14 protein-coding genes are annotated in these 17,439 nt (G+C 64.5%); 12 read left to right on the top strand and 2 right to left on the bottom strand.

Going from position 1 to position 17,439, the window contains the following annotated elements; genetic code table 11:
- The first annotated feature begins 5 nt into the window (after positions 1-5).
- From WDM86_00340 to WDM86_00295, 10 genes are all read left to right on the top strand, one after another.
- On the top strand, positions 6-242 hold the full coding sequence (locus WDM86_00340; GenBank protein MEI9988462.1) for a hypothetical protein: 237 nt from the start codon (positions 6-8) through the stop codon (positions 240-242).
- Positions 243-245: 3 nt separating this feature from the next.
- Positions 246-1,790, top strand: coding sequence for a TIR domain-containing protein (locus tag WDM86_00335; protein ID MEI9988461.1), 1,545 nt, complete (start codon positions 246-248; stop codon positions 1,788-1,790).
- The gene (locus WDM86_00330; GenBank protein MEI9988460.1) at positions 1,787-5,302 is read left to right on the top strand and encodes a hypothetical protein; all 3,516 of its coding nucleotides are present in this window, start codon (positions 1,787-1,789) and stop codon (positions 5,300-5,302) included. Before WDM86_00335 ends, WDM86_00330 begins: the two co-directional genes overlap by 4 nt.
- A complete protein-coding gene (locus WDM86_00325; GenBank protein ID MEI9988459.1) occupies positions 5,295-5,864 on the top strand; it encodes a hypothetical protein in 570 nt (189 codons plus the stop codon). Before WDM86_00330 ends, WDM86_00325 begins: the two co-directional genes overlap by 8 nt.
- On the top strand, positions 5,861-7,696 hold the full coding sequence (locus tag WDM86_00320; GenBank protein ID MEI9988458.1) for an Hsp70 family protein: 1,836 nt from the start codon (positions 5,861-5,863) through the stop codon (positions 7,694-7,696). The genes WDM86_00325 and WDM86_00320 overlap by 4 nt, the downstream gene beginning before the upstream one ends.
- A 9-nt stretch (positions 7,697-7,705) precedes the next feature.
- On the top strand, positions 7,706-9,382 hold the full coding sequence (locus WDM86_00315) for a hypothetical protein (GenBank protein ID MEI9988457.1): 1,677 nt from the start codon (positions 7,706-7,708) through the stop codon (positions 9,380-9,382).
- A gap of 22 nt (positions 9,383-9,404) precedes the next feature.
- Positions 9,405-11,375: a tetratricopeptide repeat protein gene (locus WDM86_00310; protein ID MEI9988456.1), complete on the top strand. Its 1,971-nt coding sequence runs from the start codon at positions 9,405-9,407 to the stop codon at positions 11,373-11,375.
- A gap of 12 nt (positions 11,376-11,387) precedes the next feature.
- The gene (locus tag WDM86_00305) at positions 11,388-11,624 is read left to right on the top strand and encodes a hypothetical protein (GenBank protein ID MEI9988455.1); all 237 of its coding nucleotides are present in this window, start codon (positions 11,388-11,390) and stop codon (positions 11,622-11,624) included.
- On the top strand, positions 11,614-12,177 hold the full coding sequence (locus tag WDM86_00300) for a hypothetical protein (protein ID MEI9988454.1): 564 nt from the start codon (positions 11,614-11,616) through the stop codon (positions 12,175-12,177). Before WDM86_00305 ends, WDM86_00300 begins: the two co-directional genes overlap by 11 nt.
- A 1,067-nt stretch (positions 12,178-13,244) precedes the next feature.
- Positions 13,245-13,538 (top strand): hypothetical protein, encoded by a 294-nt coding sequence (locus tag WDM86_00295; GenBank protein MEI9988453.1) that lies wholly within the window; start codon positions 13,245-13,247, stop codon positions 13,536-13,538.
- Here the strand turns inward: WDM86_00295 and WDM86_00290 are convergent.
- Complete coding sequence (locus WDM86_00290; protein ID MEI9988452.1) at positions 13,526-13,903, bottom strand: hypothetical protein; 378 nt, start codon at positions 13,901-13,903, stop codon at positions 13,526-13,528. The genes WDM86_00295 and WDM86_00290 overlap by 13 nt on opposite strands.
- Before the next feature lie 38 nt (positions 13,904-13,941).
- Between WDM86_00290 and WDM86_00285 the strand changes: the two genes are divergently transcribed.
- Both WDM86_00285 and WDM86_00280 read left to right on the top strand, forming a co-directional pair.
- On the top strand, positions 13,942-14,334 hold the full coding sequence (locus WDM86_00285; protein ID MEI9988451.1) for an FAD-dependent monooxygenase: 393 nt from the start codon (positions 13,942-13,944) through the stop codon (positions 14,332-14,334).
- Positions 14,335-14,345: 11 nt separating this feature from the next.
- Positions 14,346-15,320, top strand: coding sequence for an NADP-dependent oxidoreductase (locus WDM86_00280; protein MEI9988450.1), 975 nt, complete (start codon positions 14,346-14,348; stop codon positions 15,318-15,320).
- A 235-nt stretch (positions 15,321-15,555) separates the two neighbouring features.
- On the opposite strand, the gene WDM86_00275 is transcribed toward WDM86_00280, so the two are convergent.
- The gene (locus WDM86_00275) at positions 15,556-17,439 is read right to left on the bottom strand and encodes a biotin carboxylase N-terminal domain-containing protein (protein ID MEI9988449.1); all 1,884 of its coding nucleotides are present in this window, start codon (positions 17,437-17,439) and stop codon (positions 15,556-15,558) included.

Genomic DNA, 17,439 nt, shown 5'->3' with positions numbered 1-17,439 from the left:
CAGATATGATCCCCATACCCGCAGGCGCTATCATTCAGGCTATCGTCAACGGCATCGGCTACCTTGTCCGAGCGTTATACACCGGCTTGTGCCTGCTTGTAGCCAGCATAGTCACGCCCAAGGGGCATCGCCGATGCGGCGAATATGGCGAGTCGATGGCTGCCAAGGAATTGCTCCGCGACAGATTCGAAATCACGCCGGATTTCGCGGTGAACGCCTTCTCCAAGATCAAGAAGAGCTGACGCGTGGCCGAACCGACGCCCAATCAACAGATTGCACCTGCCGCGCGGGCCGGCAAGCAGGTCTTCATCAGCTACTCCCATACGCCGGAGGAGAATGCAGCCTTCGTGCGCAATCTCGCCGGACGGCTGACCACGGCAGGCTTCTCGGTCTGGCTGGACGAAGAGCAGATTGCCGGCGGCGATTATGGCGAGCAGATATTGACGGCGGCGCGGCAGTCCGAGGCTGCGGTTTTCGTCGTCACGGAAAGATGGACGCGCCGGCCCTGGACGCGGCACGAGCTGAAGCTGTTCGGCGATCGCAGCAATGCGGGCGAAGACGTGCGTCTGGTCGTGCTGGGACGCGAGAAAGTCGATTACGGCGCATTGGGGCCGTATCTCTCGCCATTGCTCCGCATCGACTGGCAGCCGGACGACGATGACGCCGATGCACGCTTCTGGCAGATATTCTGCGGCATCGAACGCGAGACGCCCGGTCCGCGACGCGACTGGGCGGCGAAGGGCCGGGCCATCGCCGAATGGGGCGCGCAGCCCGACCGCGCTCGCAAGGAAGCGCCGCGCGTCCGCCCGGCGCGGACGACCGAGCGGACGGCGTCGTTGTCCATCGCCGGCGAGGGCCAGCCTGTCGAACTGGTGTCGTCTGGCGCCGACCTTTTCGTGGTGACCGACCGCGGGGAATGGATCGGCATGACCGAAACGGGGCTGCTCGCTCCGCTGCCACGACTGGCAAACGCGCTCGCCTGGATCGAAGACACGGCCGGCAAGCTCGTCGTCGGCACCTGCGATTCCATGTTGGCCTGTCTACAGCGCGACTGCTGGGACTATTGGCGTCTCGCCGCGCCGGCCCTGTCGCTGTGCAATGTCGCAGACCGACTCTATGCCGGCACGGTCTCCGGCGCCGTGATGCACATCGCCAACGCGAAAGCCGAGATTTTTTGCCGGCAACGCGAAGCGGTCGTCGCGCTCGCCGCGGCCGGCGAGGACGTCCTTTACACCTTGGGCGCGCAGGGTCAGCTGGGACGCGTGGCACTCGACGGCAGCCGGACGGGAGAGACGCGCTGGGCGGACGCGACCGATCTGGGGCGTCCGTTCGGCTTCTTCCCGGCGGTGGATATACAACGTGTCGGTCTGTTTTCCGCCACCAGGCTGGGCTTCGTCGAGGCGGCCACCGACCGCGTTCGCGTCGCGCCGCTTCAAATCGAGGACGGAGTCCGCGAGGTCCTGTTTCTCGGTGCGGGGCGTTGGCCTTTCGCGATCATGACCGATGCCGGAAAGATGTTTCTTGCGAGTGCCGAGCTCGATCGGCTTCAGCCGGCGCCGCTGCCGCCTCAGGCATGGGTCATGGGCTGCTGCCGAGCCGCCGGTTCCGCGCTTGCCGCCGCCTGGACACGCGAGGGACGCCTTTATGTGATCGAAAAAATCGACGCTGCCCCGCGCTGCGCCGTCGAGGGCGGCGTCATGATGGCCGCGCCGCTTCATGGCGCCCGCGCCCTTGCGGTGTTGACGACCGGCGCGGCCGGCGACCTCAGCATGCGGATGGTGCCGCCATGAGCCAAGCTGGGATCTTCGGCCTCGCGGCAACTGCAACGCGCCTCGGACAGGACGCGATGGCCGCCGCTCCAGGCTTGCGCAGCCTGGCGGCACTGCACATGGAAAGTTGGGAGGCAGGCCGGACGCTCCTCGCAGATGCGCACAGGGCGGAACCCTTCGAACCCCTGCACCAGGTTCGCACGGCGTTGTTCCATGCCCGCTTCGGCCGCTTCGCGGATGGCATCGCGCTCCTGCGCGACCTGCAGGAGCAGGGCGTGTCCGCGCCTTTGATCGACTATCTGCGCGCCCTGTTCTCGATGCGCGCCGGACGCGCCGATCAAGCCCGCGCGATTGCCAGCGCGATCGAAACCGCCCATCCCGATTTCGGCTTGGCGCGTTTCCTTCGCGCGGAAGCCCAGATCGTCCTGGCTCCCAATGCCGCCAGGGTCGAACGCTATCTGCGAGGTTTACCGGACGCGGATCAGTTCCTACCCTGCTGGGCGGATCTGCTCGTTAAACTGGTCCTGCTCCATCCCAAGGACGGTCCGGCGCTCGCGATGCGTCACCGCAAGCGTATCGGACCCCGTCCCGAATTGAACGCCATCCTCGACAAAGTCCTGGATTGGACGGCAGCCGGCTCCGATCAGCTTGCCGCAGCGCTGGCAGGCGAGGCCGCGGGATCGCGCGCCGAGGCTATCCTGCTGCAGATCATGGCCGACAGGCTGGCCGCGGACGCGAGCGCAAACGCATCGAGCGAGCTGCGCGTGGCCCGCTGGTTGAGCGCGCTTTGCGCGCGCTTCCCCGATCGCGGCGCGCTGCGCCAGTTGGCGCTCGGCTTTCACACGAGGCTGGCAGCCGAAGCGGCCTCACAAGGAGACTATCCGCGGGCGCTGCGCTTCACGGAACGCAGCTTGAGCGGCTCGCCCTACGATCTCGTGTATCAGCAAAACCAAGCCGCGCTTTTCACGCTGATGCGCGAGCAGGAGGCTTATCACGACGCCTGGCAGATGTTGAACCGGCAGCAATATCGCCTCCTCCTGCTGGGCGTGACCGGTCCGCTCGTCGGCCAAATCATCAAGACGCATCGCGTGTTTGCCGAACAATCGTTCCATGCCGGAACGTTCGCGCGTGGGCTGTTCAGCGAGAAGGAAGATGAGGAGGGCTATCGTCATCTGATTTTCAATCAGGACATCGTCAAAGGCGATCCGGATGTCTTGCCGCAATGGTTCCATCACAAGCGCGCCGAGCTGCTGTTTTCGCATTTCGCGCTGGCCGTCGGCGCAGGTCCGGTTCTTCTTGATCCCGCCGACCGCGATCAGGCGTCGGCCCGGGCGGCGGCGCTGACCGCGCTCGGTCAATCCCTTTCCGTCCTCGTGATGGAGGAAGGGGCCGAGCTTTCCCAGCTGTTTGCGAAGCAGTGGAGCGACGCGGCGGCGCTTGCGTCGACTCACTATGCCGCCATGACCGAGCGCGGAGCACAAGACACCGGATCGCCGGACGTGCCGGATGCCTTCGCCGGGGACGAAGCGCGCGCCCTGTTGCGCCAGCATCTTATCGCGCTCGCCGAAGCCTGCCTGATCTGCTGGCGCTGGTCGCCCGACTACAGCCAGATGAGCTTGGCGGAGGACCTGCGCGAATGGCTGGCGCATGAGTTCTGCTTCGCCGATCCGGACTTGCTCAATCGCATACAAGGGCAGCCTTCGCCCCCCTATGCACTGAGCCAGCTGGCGGGATCGGCGCGTCGGCTAACGCTCCCCAAGGGATTGGCGAGCGAGGCAAGCATGGAAGGCCTTCGCGCGGCGGTCGCAGATGCCGAGGCCACATTGCTCCGAGCCATGTCGCTGGCCGCCTATGAGGGCGCGGCCCGCGACCAGAAAGAGCGCGCACAGGCCGCTCTCTCCTACATAAGCCGCGCTCGCGCAGCCTCTCCGTCCGATTCGAAAAACGAGTTCCGCGCCGCGGAAATGTTCACGCTTGGCGGATATTTCGACGAGGCCCGCCGCGCCATCGGCCGCTTCCGTCAGCTCGACGACAGCCAAAACGAGTGGCTGCGCGACAGCATCGAGAAACTGGACGAGACGCTTGCCGAGCATCGCCGCAAAGGTGAGGCCGGACAAGCCTTCGCGGCCACGGACATCGAAACGACCAGCGCCGGCGATCCGCAGAAGATCGAGGCGCTGCAGGCGGAGATCGCCGACGCACCCTCGTCCTGGAGATTGTATGCCGATCTCGTCCGGCAATTGGTGCTGGCGGATCGTTTCGACGACGCCATCGAATGGTCGGACCGCTGCGTCGCCCGCTGCCTGACCCGTACCGCGCAGATCAGCGCACGCGAACTGGCGCTCGAAGCACGCGGCCTGAGGACATTGGCCACGCGGTCGCCCCGGGCGGTAAAACTCCATGCGCTGGGCGCATTTGAGGCCGGACGGCGAGCGTTGCAGGAGCTTTCATCGGAAGAGATTCCGTTCGATTGCGGATTGCACTTTCTTTATGGCCGCTGCCGGCTGGAAGCCGGTTTGCCGCAGGAGGCGCTCGAGAGCTTTCGCGCAGCCTACGCCCTTTCCGCCGGCACCATCTATCGCCCGGTTCTGCGGCGCCTCACCGAAGATATCGATGAGGCCTATCTTTCGGTCGCGCGGAGCACGATCGACACGGCGATCAAAGACGACAGGCTGGATGAGGCGGTCGCCGAGGCTTGCCGCGTGATCGGGCGGCTGAACCACCCCCAGACCTGGCTGATCGACCTTGCCCGAACCTTCTGCAGCGTTTCCGCGCGCCGGGGCAGCAGAGAGAAACCCGCCGGCATCGACGATATCGGTCACTTTGCCGCCTCCTGGCGCAGCGACCTCGTCGAAGCGCTGCGCCAGCCGGACGAGACCGCGACCGCTCTGGCGATCGCCGCGCTGGCGCGCGAGATCGTGCCCGAGAGCGCAGACCGCGCTCAGGTGGTCATCGAACGTGCGCAAGCGCAGCAGCACCAACAAGCCGTGGTCGCGGCCCTGGAACACGCCGGCACGCTGCTGGGAGAACGGCGGTTCGACGATGCCAAAACTTTCATCGAAGGACTGGACGAAGACCTTCGAACACAGCCGCGCATCCGCCGCCTGTACGTTCTCGCGCTTCTGGCTCTCAACCGCTTCGACGAGGCCGATCTCGCCATAGCGCAATTCGGCGAAGTCCGCACCGCTGAACTGCGAGAATTCGTCGACAGCTATCCCCGCCTCGCCTTCCGCCAGCACATCGCTCTCGCAAGCCGTCTGCTGCGCGACGGCAACGCGGACGACGCGCTGAACCTGCTGGCGAATCTGGAGCCTCCCGACGAAACGGAAGGTGCGGAACTGAACTTCCGTCGCGCCTTCGCCACGGCGATGAAAGCCTATGAGCGCCGCAAGCAGGGCGACGCCAAGGGTGCAATCGGCCAGTTTCAAGCCGCGCTGGGCCTGCTCGATCCGTACATGACCCGGTCCAGCATCCCCAGCTACATGGCGGAGCTTTTCGAACGATTGGAAGGGGAGGTGGACCGCGATGGCTAACGATCCCGTCGTCTCTTCCCGCGTGCAGTCCCGGCCGCGGCCGCATCTGTTCCTGGCGATCAGCCAGGACAATCCGTATGCGCAGCTCGGCGTCTCTCCGACGGCGCAGACCGAAGAAATCAACGCCCTGATCGACCAGCGGCGCGGCGAAGCCAACAAGCGGCTCAAAGCCAAAGGCGGCCGCGTCGCCGACGATCCGGACGAGAGGCTGATCCGGGAGCTCGACCAGATCGGCGAACTCATCGGTGACGACCGCCGTCGAGCGGCCTATGACGCGGCACATCCGCAGAATGTCTTGCTGACCGTGCAGCCGGGCTCGGTCGAGCAGACGATGCGGCGCCACAGCCGCGCCGGGCTGGTGTCGGAATGGCTCTTGGAGACGGCGGGCCCGGACGCAATGCTGCCGACACCGCGCTGCCGCAGGCTCTGGGCGCCGTCGGGCGCCGATCCCGCCATTCTCGAAATATTGAATGCGCTTGCGCAGGGCACGGCCGCGGCATCGGCGCCAGAGGACAGCCGGATATCCCTGCGCGACCTGGACAATGTGACGAAAGGGGAATGATCGTGGCGGAATATCACAAAGTCATCGGCATCGATCTGGGCACGACCTTTTCGGTCGTTTCGGTTTTCTCGACGACCAAGAACGACGTGGTCGTCATACCGAGCCCGCAGAACCAGAGGACCACGCCGTCGGTCGTCTATATCGCCAAGAACGGTCAGATCTCCGTCGGCGACGCGGCGCGGCGCAAGCTCGAGAGAGATCCGGGCGGCGTCATCATCGAAGCCAAGCGCCTGATGGGCGAGCGCGATGAAACCACCGGCGCGAAAAGGATGAAGTCCGCCGCCGGCCGCGAGTTCGAGCCCGAGTTCGTCTCGGCCGCGATCCTCAAAGAGCTAAAAGGTTATGCCGAACGGTTCATCGGCGAGCCCATCCACGACGCCGTGATCACCGTCCCGGCCTATTTCAAGGAGCCGCAGAAAAAGGCAACGGAAGAGGCCGCCCGTCTGGCGCGTCTCAATCCGCGTCTGCTGGTCAATGAACCGACGGCTGCCGCGGTGGCCTATGGCCTGGACGAGGACGACGACTTGACCTTCGTGGTCTACGATTTCGGTGGAGGAACGTTTGACGTTTCCGTCGTCAAAGTGCGCAATGGGCGGCAGTTCGACATCCTGGGCACGGGTGGCGACTCCCATCTCGGCGGCGGCGACATAGACCAAATCCTGATCGACTGGTTCCTCGGTCAGATGAAGGCCGAGTACAGCCGCAATTTCAGCGGCGACGACAAGCTTGGCGGGCGCGTCCGGCTGGAAGCGGAGCGCGTCAAGATTGCGTTGTGCAACTCGATGACCGAGCAGGCATTCGAACTCGACGATCCGGCGGACGACATCGACAGAGTCTGCTATTACATCAGTCCGGCAGAGCTCAAGCGCCGCATACAGCCATTGCTCGAAAAGACCCGTCGCGAAGTCGATGTCGCGATGGAAAGCGCCGGAAAGAAGGCTGGGGTCACTTGGGACGATGTAGACGCCTTCGTGCTGGTCGGCGGCTCGAGCAAGATACCCTTCGTGCGCGACATGCTGAGCGAGACCTACAAGAAGCCGATCAAGTCCGATCTCAATCCGGATGAGATCGTTTCGATCGGGGCGGCGCGTCTGGCTATGGACTACAAGCCCAGTCAAGGTCCGGTGTTCGACGAGGACAAGCCTCTCGTCATCGAAGAGACGGCCGAGCTGCCGGGCAATGTGGTCCCAACCGACATCAAAGACGTCGTCAGCCATACTTTGGGCATCGGCCTCAAAGACGACAAATACGATGCGCTGATCGAAAAGGACAAGTACATACCCGCCCGCGTCCACAGGAAGGGTTACACGACGGCGGAGGACAACCAGACCAGCATCTGGATTCCGGTGTTCCAGGGCGACAACCCAAAGGCGAGTCTCAATTATCAGATCGGCGAGGTCGTGATCCCCGATCTTTCGCCGGCGCCCGTCGGCACCCACCATTTCGAGGTGACATTCGCACTGGATGCCAACGGCATCTTCAACGGCCAAGTCGTGCACACCGAAACCGGTGCGGTCAAGGACATCAAGCTGCAACGCGGACAGGATGCCCTCGTCGAAAAACGCCGGATCGATCTTGCCGACATGATCGAAAAAAACAACGTCATGACCCTTCCGAACACTTCCGCCGGAAAGGAGGACGGCGATGACCGCGTCGCCGAGCTCGTCACCCAAGCGCAAGCCGCGCTCAACCGCCTTCCGGCCGCCGCGCAAGGCGATCTCACCACCGCCCTTGCCGAGCTGGTACTCGCGCAGCACTCCAAGAACCTCCAGCAACAAGGCCAGGCGATCGTTCGAATCCGCTCGATCCTCGACCGGCACAGCGCCGCCTGAGACGGGGCGATGACCGCAAACGTCCCCGCACAATGGGTGACCCCCACCGGACAGCTGTCCGTGGCACCGTCCGGCGCCGTCACCGCCCTGTTGCGGACCAGCCTGCGCAACGATGAGGCGATCGGCGGCGCGGTCAATGCCATAACGAAATTGGCGCGCCCGCCGGTTTTCGGCCCGGCCACTGTCGAACGCAGCGAGCTCGGCTACACGCTCAACTGGCCCGCCGCCGAAGGCGTGCGGACGGCGCTCTCGCTGCTAGCGCCCGAATGGCGGCGCGAGCCCGCGCTTCATCTATCGCAGGCGATCAAGGCCGCGCTCGGCCTTTTCCGCGCCGCCAGCGAACTTCAGCAACTGGCCCCCCACGCCTATCTACTGTCGCCTCCCCAATGTTTTTTGGAGACCGACAATAGCGGACGCGAGAGCTGGGTCTTCCTGCCGTTGCCCTTCGAGGCGGTGCAGTTCAAGGACCTCGCAACCGGCTCGCCCGAGGCGATCGCGTGGCTGGGCGGCGAACAACTGGCGCGCCGTTCCGGCACCGATATCGTCTATATGGCCGGAGCGCTGCTGCATCACGCGCTGGTCGCGGACGACAGCACTGCTGGATTGGCGCCGATGAAGCTGCTGCTTCGCCAGCTGTCCTACCGGTCGGTCCGCACCGGCGCAGTCCGCAGCATGACCGCTGCCGCCGTACCTCGCAGCCTCTCCGCAGCAGCACAGCGCCTGGGCGATTTCGTTCTCAGTTGCGTGAGCCCTCCTTATGGACGTTCCTGGACGACCAATCAGGCTCTCGCCGCTCTCCAGCGCTTGGAAGCCGAGCTATCCCCCCCGCTTCTGGCCGGCGGCTGGGAGATGGAAGGATGTCCCGATCGCGCGCTTGCCATCCTGGAATCCATGGCGAAGAGCGCGCCGCCCGAGGAGGTTCCATGGCGCACCATCGAAAGGCTGCGGGGGGGACGCCAGCCCGAACAGGATTTGACCGAGCCTCTGCCGAAGCCGACGGCCGGAACGCCGAGGCCGCCCGAGACGCTGGCCGGTCGCGTGCATGCGCTGCTCGCACAAGGACCCGAAGGGCTTGAAGCGCTTGCCACCATGATCGAGGAGCTTGTCCACCGTGGCGCGCATGCTCTGCCGGAGAATGAGCGCCTGTTCGTCGCGTATGCGATGGGGCGTTGGCTGAACGCGCCGGCCGCGGCGCGCCAATTCCTCGCCGCGCCTTGCGCCGTCACGTGGAACAGCGCGGTCCGCGCGCTCTTGCTGGCGCGCCTCCATCTGGAACGCGGCGAATGGACGCTTACCGCCAAGGACTGCAGGGAGTGCATGCGCGCGATCCAGTCGCTTCCCGGCGACCGCGGCGGCGATCGCGGCAGCTATGCACAGTGCTTTGCGTTGATGCTCGACGTCGCCGCCCATGTCGGCATCGTTCGAGCGGGCCATTCCATCGATTACGTTGCAGACGGCTGGACCCGCCTCAAGCAGGCGATGGATCTGTGGCCGCGCACGCGCTCGCTAGCCCTGGCCGAAGCGATGGCAGCGCAGGTTGGCGGGCTACGCGGCTTGGCGGAAAGCGCCGGGCTGGATTCCATCGTCGTCGAAATGGGCGCCGCCAGGTCCCGGTTGGCCGTTCCGGACAACGACGAAATCGATCGCCCCGTACCTTGGCCGGACGATGCCTGGCTTTTCGCGTGATCGGATCTGAAAGGGCGTCGCCATGATCTACCTGGCTTGGATCGCATGGGCTGCAGCGGGTGTCTTTGCCGTGGCCGTCTTCAGACGCGGCACGGAGGAAGAAGGCGCGACCGGGCGCAGGCTCGGGACAATTGCGGTCTTCGCCATCGCGACACTGGTCATATTCTTCGCCGGCGCCACGCCGAAAGGCCTGCCCGTCGGCACTCTATTCGGGTGGAACGCACCGGCGGAGGAAAATATCGCGCGGCTGAATGCGCGCAAAGCCGAGCTCGAGCGGCAACGCGCGGAAGTGGAAGCTCAGCTCAATCAGGAACGGCTTCAGGCCGCATCTCGACTGCCCGAGCCGGTCAACGGGTCTCAAGCAATCTTCGTCGAGGTTTCACCCGAGCGCCAGGCCATCGTGCTGACCGCGCTGTTCCTCCTCCTGGCCATCGATGTGACGCTACTTCTGGTGTCGATCGGAGTCATCTCGCTTCCCGGCCCGTTCCGGGACGCGGGCCGGGCGGCCCAAAAGCTCAGATTGGGCGAACTGGCACAAAAAGTATGGGACGCCGATTATCGCGCGGCCCTGGTGAAGGCCGCGGACATCCGGGAACTGAAATTGGAAAAGAGCGACCAGCTCGAATTCTTCTATCTGCGCAGCTATGCTGCGCTACAGGTTTACAGTTATCCGGCGGAAGGGGAGACGGCCGACTATCGCCAGAAGCTTCTGGATGGCGTCGTTGCCGATCTCACCGAAGTGGTTTCTGCCGCGCCCAAGAACGCGATGGCGCAGTATACGCTCGGTCTGGCGCTCGGATTTGCAGGAAAGTACGACGAAGCGCTCGAGTGCTTCGACAAAAGCAGGCAAGCGCTCGCGAGCTTGTCGCTGCCCTTCAGCCACAATGAAAGCGTTTGTCTGCTGTACAAGGCCGAGGGGCTCCTTGGGCGGGGCGACGTCGAAGCCGCGCAGATCTGCTTCGACCGCGTGATCGCGCTCGGTTCTCTCAGAGATGCCGTGTTGCCGGTGCGCCTGAACATCGCCATGAGCGACCTATCGAAGGCTGTCAGGCGAAAAGCCGCCGGAGCGGCGTTGGACATCCTGAGCAATATCGCGCGGCTCCCGGGGTTCGATGAAAAACAGTCAGCCGCGCTGGAGGTGATGCGCATTGGCCTGTCGACGCGCGCGGCCCTGGTCGAAGGCAATACCGCGGCGGCCGTTGCGGAAGCGGAACAATTCGCCGAGCGCTATATGCCCTCAGGCTTGCCGCCGGTCGACTACGATACGGCCGAGGATGTGTTCTCTCCGGTCGAGGATGCGGACCTGGCATTTCCCCGCAATGTCTATCGCGGCATACTCTTCATCCTCGCGCTCGGCCGCGCTATGGCGGAAAAGCCTGGCAGAGTGTCTCAAACGGCGTTCGAACGCATGGCCGATCCGCTGCTGCGCGGCCTTCAACTCGATCCCCGCAACCGAGACCTGCTCGCGGCCTTGGGCGGCCTTTGCTATTGGACGCAGCGCGACATGCGCGCGCGCGCGCGCCAATGGATAGAGGCCGCGGTCGTCATGGGCTTGGTCAGCCATCATGCACGCGCGATCCTGATGCAGGATCAAGCCGTGGAGGAAAGGCGACGCGATCTGCTCGGCGTGTTTCGTTCCGCGTCCGCCCGCTTCCTGCGCGACCCCACGCTGGCCGCCGAGACGCGGCGGGCGCTGGTCAACGAACTCGGGCGCTTTCAGGAGTTCGAACCGCTGCTCATCGATCTGCGTGCGAGGCCCGACTATGAGCACGAAGAGCCGACAGTCGCGGCCCTGCGCGACCGTGCGCGTTATTTGAGCGGATTGCTGGAAGACGTTCTGCGGCGGGGCGAGATGGCGCGCTTCGAGCGCCTGGCCAATCTCAAAGAGGAATACAGCGGCAATTTGCGGACGCTCGAACAGACAATGGACGCCATCAAGACGCTCGAACACACGGCCATTGTCGAGTTGAGCAGCAGTCTTGCGATGATTTAGGAGGACGGCACCATGCCCGACGAAGATAAGAAGCTCACCGCCAAACAGGACGGCGGCAAGATGCCCACCATCCGGTCCAAGGCGTTCCGCAGCGCCCTTATGGGCCGCTTGCCGAATCTAGGTCAGCCGACTTGGCGCTCCGGAGATGCCGCCGATGTGCACGACAGCATATCCGGCCTCAGCGACCTGAGCGCGGAAACGTACCTGGAAGTGGTCGCTCGCTTTCGAGAGAAGACGCATGAGCAGTGACGATCACGACCGCCAACGCGGAAGGCTTGCGCATGCAGCTGAATCGCGGCTTGTGCAGGATATCGACTCGCTCATCATGGACCGGCGACTTGCGCAGTCGGATGCCGGTCACAGGATCGCGCTCGAGCTCGATGCCAGCGCCGGCTTGTCGCTGCCGGCGCTCCCCGATATGGCCCAACTCGGCCAAAGCAAGGCTGTGGCCTTCGCAAGTCCGGAACAGATCGAGGCGTTACTCTCTCTCGACCCGAACGATATGGTCGACGAAAGCGGCAAGCTCAACCGCTTGCTCAAGATCGGCTGGCTGAGCGTCGAAGAACAATCCATCCTACGCAAAGGCATGCTCTTCCTGCGCAACAAGATGTATGCAGAGGCGGGCGATTGGTGGCGGCTCCAGGCTCCGACGAACGGCGACGAGCCTTTCGCCTTGGTGCTCCAACTCATGAGCGCCCTGACGTGGCGGCTCCGCGGCGAGGAGGTCCGCGCCATTACTATACTTTCCGATCTGCGGCCGAAAATCATCCAGCTTGCAGGTCGTCGAATCGACTACGCCTGACCGACCGCGTCGGTGTCGTCACCCGCATCAGCGGCTCTACCGAGAGCGAACCGCGGACGGCAGGCGATCCGAGTTGACGCAAATAACTTCGCCGCTCGTTATCATCGTCAATCCCTTCGGAGCTCATCCTGTCGGCGGGGCTCTAACCGCTCGGCTTCGCCTCGCCGAGGAACTGATGAACCTCCGGCACGACGGATCCGCCGGGGGGCCTGATCCTCGACGTGCGCGTACCGGGCGCGAGCGGCCGCGATCTTCAGCACCGTCTCGATGCGAGCAGAAACCCCATCCTCTGCTGATCTTATCAAAACCGCGCCATCCTACGATTGATAGCGAGCACGCACGGGATGGCGTTCGTCCCGATCCATCAGGCCGTGGAAAAATCGTGGAAAAGGCCGTTAATTTGAGTTAACACGTTGAGCTATAATAGCTATTACTTCCCTTCACACGGGATAGGTCGCAGGTTCAATCCCTGCCGCGCCCACCATTATTTCCAGGGTTCCCGCGGACTTTTGAAATCGGCCGTTTGTTCTATTCGGCACCGAACGGCGTACAAAAGCAGACTTCGGCACCGAAATCCGTGGAAAAATCCGAGGCGGGAAATCGGCATTTGTTCACGGCGAGAATCGGCGGATGACTCGCACTCGAAGCCATTGAGTTCAGACCGGGCGGATACGCCGACTCCGGCGCTTTCACGCGGTCCAATCGCATGGCCAAAACGAACCTGAAATCGGACCGGCATGCGTCCAATGTGGCGCTGGCGGCCCAGACATACCTCGAGAACAAACACAATATGTTGAAGGGGTTCGAGTCGATCGAGGATTTTGCGGTCGACGAGACATCGCTCGATCCCAAGGATAAACGGGGCATCGAACACCACCTGATAAATTTGCGCGCCGCACTGGCGCGTCACCTTTGGCGCAAGGACGTATTTTCGGCGTATCGCTTCTGGACATGCTGGTACTCGGAGCGGTCCGCGACGACACTACGGACTGGAGGTTCTCGAACGGCGTTCCAATGCGTCGGTCTCGCCCGGCTTTATCATCTTTCCGCTCCATTCGACGTGCATCGTGCAGCCCGCGCCGCTTTCGCTCGCCAAGAATGTGCGCTTCGTCCTGTTCAAGAAACCCGGCTTCGCCGTCGTGGCACGAGGTAACGATTACACTGCGACGCTCGCCGGCATTGGCGCGGCGATGAAGGGCCTGGGCATCAAGGGTGCCCTCGATCTCGATAATCGGCGCCATCACACGCAAGCCGGACATCTCAAAGGGTTCACGCGCAATCCCGCTGTTGCTGGTCAAGATCACATCAGTGACGGGCGCCTATTGCGAGAATCAGTTCGTCTATGCGCTCAAAAGGCGTGAGTGAAGTCGGCGCTCGTCTGTCCCGCGCTTTCCTGTTTCGCAAAGCGCATGGCATAGTCTTCGGCCGTATCGTCGCGTTCCCGCACGTAACGCCGTTCGCCCTTGGGCACCAGCGCCCGCCGTTCGAACGCGTGGTCGTAACGCACGTCGCCGGTCGGGCTGATCTCGAGCTCCGGATCGACACGGTCGCCATACATCGCGGCAAGCACGTCCATCGTCTCGAAATAAAGGACGGCGCACGCCACACATTCCTCGAAATCCATCCTGCCCGCCGCCAGGCCGCCGGTGTCCCGCGCCTCCGCCGCCGCGATTTCAGCAACGATCGTGGCACCGCGAATGACGGCATTGATGGCGCCGACGCGCATGAAGCTGACCTTCGTGTCGCGATCAACGCCCAGAATGGATCGCGCCGCTTCGCAGCGTCATGATCGGGCCGATGCGGCATGGCCGGCTGTTTCTGCTCGGCGACGCCGCGCATATCGTGCCGCCGACCGGGGCGAAAGGCCTCAATCTCGCCGTCACGGATTCCATTTTTCTGGGCGAGGCGTTGATCGAATTCTATGCCGGACGCGCTGCGGCGCTCGACGGCTATTCCCGCCGCGCGCCGGCGCGCGTCTGGAAGGCGGAACGGTTCAGCTGGTGGTTCACGTCCTTGACTCATGACTTTCCCGGCACGGACGGGTTCGGGCAGCGCATGCAGCGGGCCGAACTGGCCTATATCCTGGAATCCGAAGCCGCCCGGACGACCCTGGCGGAGAACTATGTCGGCCTGCCCCTGACGGCAGGCCTCCCTTGAGGAGGAATTCCATGACGGCAACGAGAGAACTCCATCTGGTGCGAACGCCGAAGGGTGCGCTGGAAGAGGACGGCTTCAAGCTTGTCGAGACCGTTCTGCCGGAACCGCGGGACGGCGAGGTCGCGGTCGAGAATGTCTATCTCAGCATCGATCCGGCGACGCGGCCGCGCCTCTCCCACGGCCACGCGCTGAACACGACGGTGATGGGATTTGCGCTCGGGCGGGTGACGCAATCGCGCCACGCCGATTTCCGCGAGGGCGACATCGTGCGCTCCGCCTTCGGCTACCGCGAGCATTTCGTCGCCGACGGGCGGTATCTCGGCAAGCTTTCGCCCGATCCCGCGCTGCCGCTGACCGTCTATCTGCACGTCCTGGGCGGGACCGGTTTCGTCGCCTATGGCGGGCTTCTGGCCATCGCGAAAATGCAGGCCGGCGAGACGGTTTTCGTCTCGACCGCGGCCGGCGCGGTCGGCTCCATCGCGGTGCAGGTTGCCAGACTGAAGGGCGCCACGGTGATCGGCAGCACCGGCAGCGACAACAAGGCGAACTGGCTCAAATCTCTCGGACTGAACGGCGTGATCAATTACAAGCGCCGACCGATCGCGGAGGCCCTGCGGGAAGCGGCCCCCAAAGGCATCGACGTCTATTTCGACAATGTCGGCGGCGAGCACCTCGAAGCCGCATTGGCGTGCATGAACAGCCTCGGCCGCGTCGCCGTGTGCGGCATGATCTCGACCTATAACGACGATCCGATCGGGGTGCGCAATCTGTCTTCCATCATCTACAATCGGATCAACATCCGCGGCTTCGTCACCACCGACTTCGACGACCTTCATCCGAAATTCCTGGAAGAGATGACCGCCTGGATCAAGGCGGAGAAGGTGGAGTATCGGGAAACGATCATGGATGGCATCGAGAATGCGAGCGCCGCGCTGATCGCGCTGCTGAACGGCGTGAACACGGGAAAAATGATGGTGAAGCTCTAGAAAGGCGCGGCATCCTGACGAGCGAGACCCGTCCGACCGCGTTGCCCCGCGTTCGGTTGCTCTGGGTAGAGCGTCACGACGCATGCGCCGCCGAGGCCGAGATTGTGCCGAAGCGCCAGGCGCGCGCCTTGGGCAACCTCCAGCACGCGGCCTTCGCGGAGGCGGGCGGTCCGAAGCCGCAACCGTCCAAGCCGCTACTTCAAAAGGAAGGTTTTAGCGGGCCACGACAGCAGCGCTACACTTGTTCCGGCGCCGCGAAGCGCACGACGATGGTGCCTTCGCCGACCTGGTCGCCGAGCGCCACCGCGATAGCCTCGACTGTGGCGGCGGCGGGTGCGGACAGGGTGTGCTCCATCTTCATGGCTTCGAGGATGGCGAGCGGCTGGCCCTTGGCGACCTGGTCGCCCTCGCGCACGAAGAGCTGGACGATCTTGCCCGGCATCGGCGTCACGACGCGATCGGTGGGAGCGCCGGAGGCGTCCGCCGCTTCGAAGGGATCGTAGAGCGCCACGATATAGGTGAGGCCGTTCTCCATCGCCGCGAGAGCCCCCGAGGCGAGGCGCAAGATCTCCACGCCCGGCGCGGGCCGTGCTTCGGCGAGGATGCGCCGGCCATCGACCAAAAACTCGACCGCGGCCGGACGCGAGGCGCCGAGGCGGAATCCGTCGCGCGCGTTCCAGGGGTCGCCGCCCGGTAGGGGTTTCTCGTGCACGATAAAGTGCGTGGCCGCGGCCAGGATGTGCGGCGGCGGGGCTGCAGGCGGCAGCAATTGCGCGAGATGGCGCGCGATGAAGCCGGTATCGACCTCGCCCGCGATGAACTCCGGATGGTGGAGTGTGCGGATCAGGAAGCCGTTATTGGTCTTGAGGCCGGCGATGCGGACCTGTTCGAGCGCCCGCGCCAGCTTGGCGATGGTGCCGCTGCGGGTCGCGTCGTGCGCGATCACCTTGGCGATCATCGGATCGTAGAACGGCGTGACCGTATCGCCCTGCCGAACGCCGGTATCGATGCGGACCTCGCTCGGGAAGCGCAGCCTTTCGAGGGTGCCGATCGACGGCAGAAAGCCGGATTGGGGATCTTCCGCATAGAGGCGGACTTCCACCGCATGGCCGTCGATGGCGAGTTGATCCTGCGTCCTGGGCAGCGTTTCGCCACACGCGACGCGCAATTGCCATTCGACGAGGTCGGTGCCGGTGATCGCCTCGGTCACCGGATGCTCGACCTGCAGCCTGGTGTTCATCTCCATGAACCAGATGCGGTCGGGGCGGAGCCCGTCCGAGGCATCGGCGATGAACTCGATCGTGCCGGCGCCGACATAGGCCACCGCCTTCGCCGCCTTGACCGCTACGGCGCCGATCGCGGCGCGCATCTCCGGCGACATCCCCGGTGCGGGCGCCTCCTCGATCACCTTCTGGTGGCGCCTTTGCAGCGAGCAGTCGCGCTCGAAGAGATGGACGGCGTTGCCATGGGCGTCGGCGAAGACCTGGACCTCGATATGGCGCGGGCGCGAGACATACTTCTCGATCAGCACGGCATCGTTGCCGAAGGCGCCGCTTGCCTCGCGCTGGGCCCCTTCCAGCGCGCCCGCGAACTCCGCCGCCTGCTCGACCTTGCGCATGCCCTTGCCGCCGCCGCCGGCGACCGCCTTGATCAGCACGGGATAGCCGATCCGGTCGGCCTCGGCCTGGAGACGATCCGCAGACTGATCGTCTCCGAGATAGCCCGGCACCACCGGCACGCCGGCCTTGGCCATCAGCGCCTTGGCGCGGTCTTTGAGGCCCATGGCGCGGATCGCCGCCGGCGGCGGGCCGACGAAGACGATGCCGGCCGCCGCGCAGGCCTCGGCGAACTCCGCATTCTCCGACAGGAAGCCGTAGCCGGGATGGATGGCCTCGGCGCCGCTCTGCTTCGCGGCGGCGAGCACCGCGGCGATGTTGAGATAGGATTCGCGCGGCGGCGGCGGGCCGAGGCGCAGGGCCACGTCTGCCAGTGCGACATGGGCGGCGCCGGCATCGGCGTCGGAATAGACCGCGACGGTGCGCAGGCCCAGCCGGCGGGCGGTGCGGATGACGCGAACGGCGATCTCGCCGCGATTGGCGATCAGGAGGGAGCGGAACAT

The organism is Rhizomicrobium sp. (assembly GCA_037200045.1).
In the GTDB taxonomy this organism is placed as follows: Bacteria; Pseudomonadota; Alphaproteobacteria; order Micropepsales; family Micropepsaceae; genus Rhizomicrobium.
The sequence above is the reverse complement of the archived record's forward strand: the minus strand, read 5'-3'. Positions and strand labels throughout refer to the sequence as shown.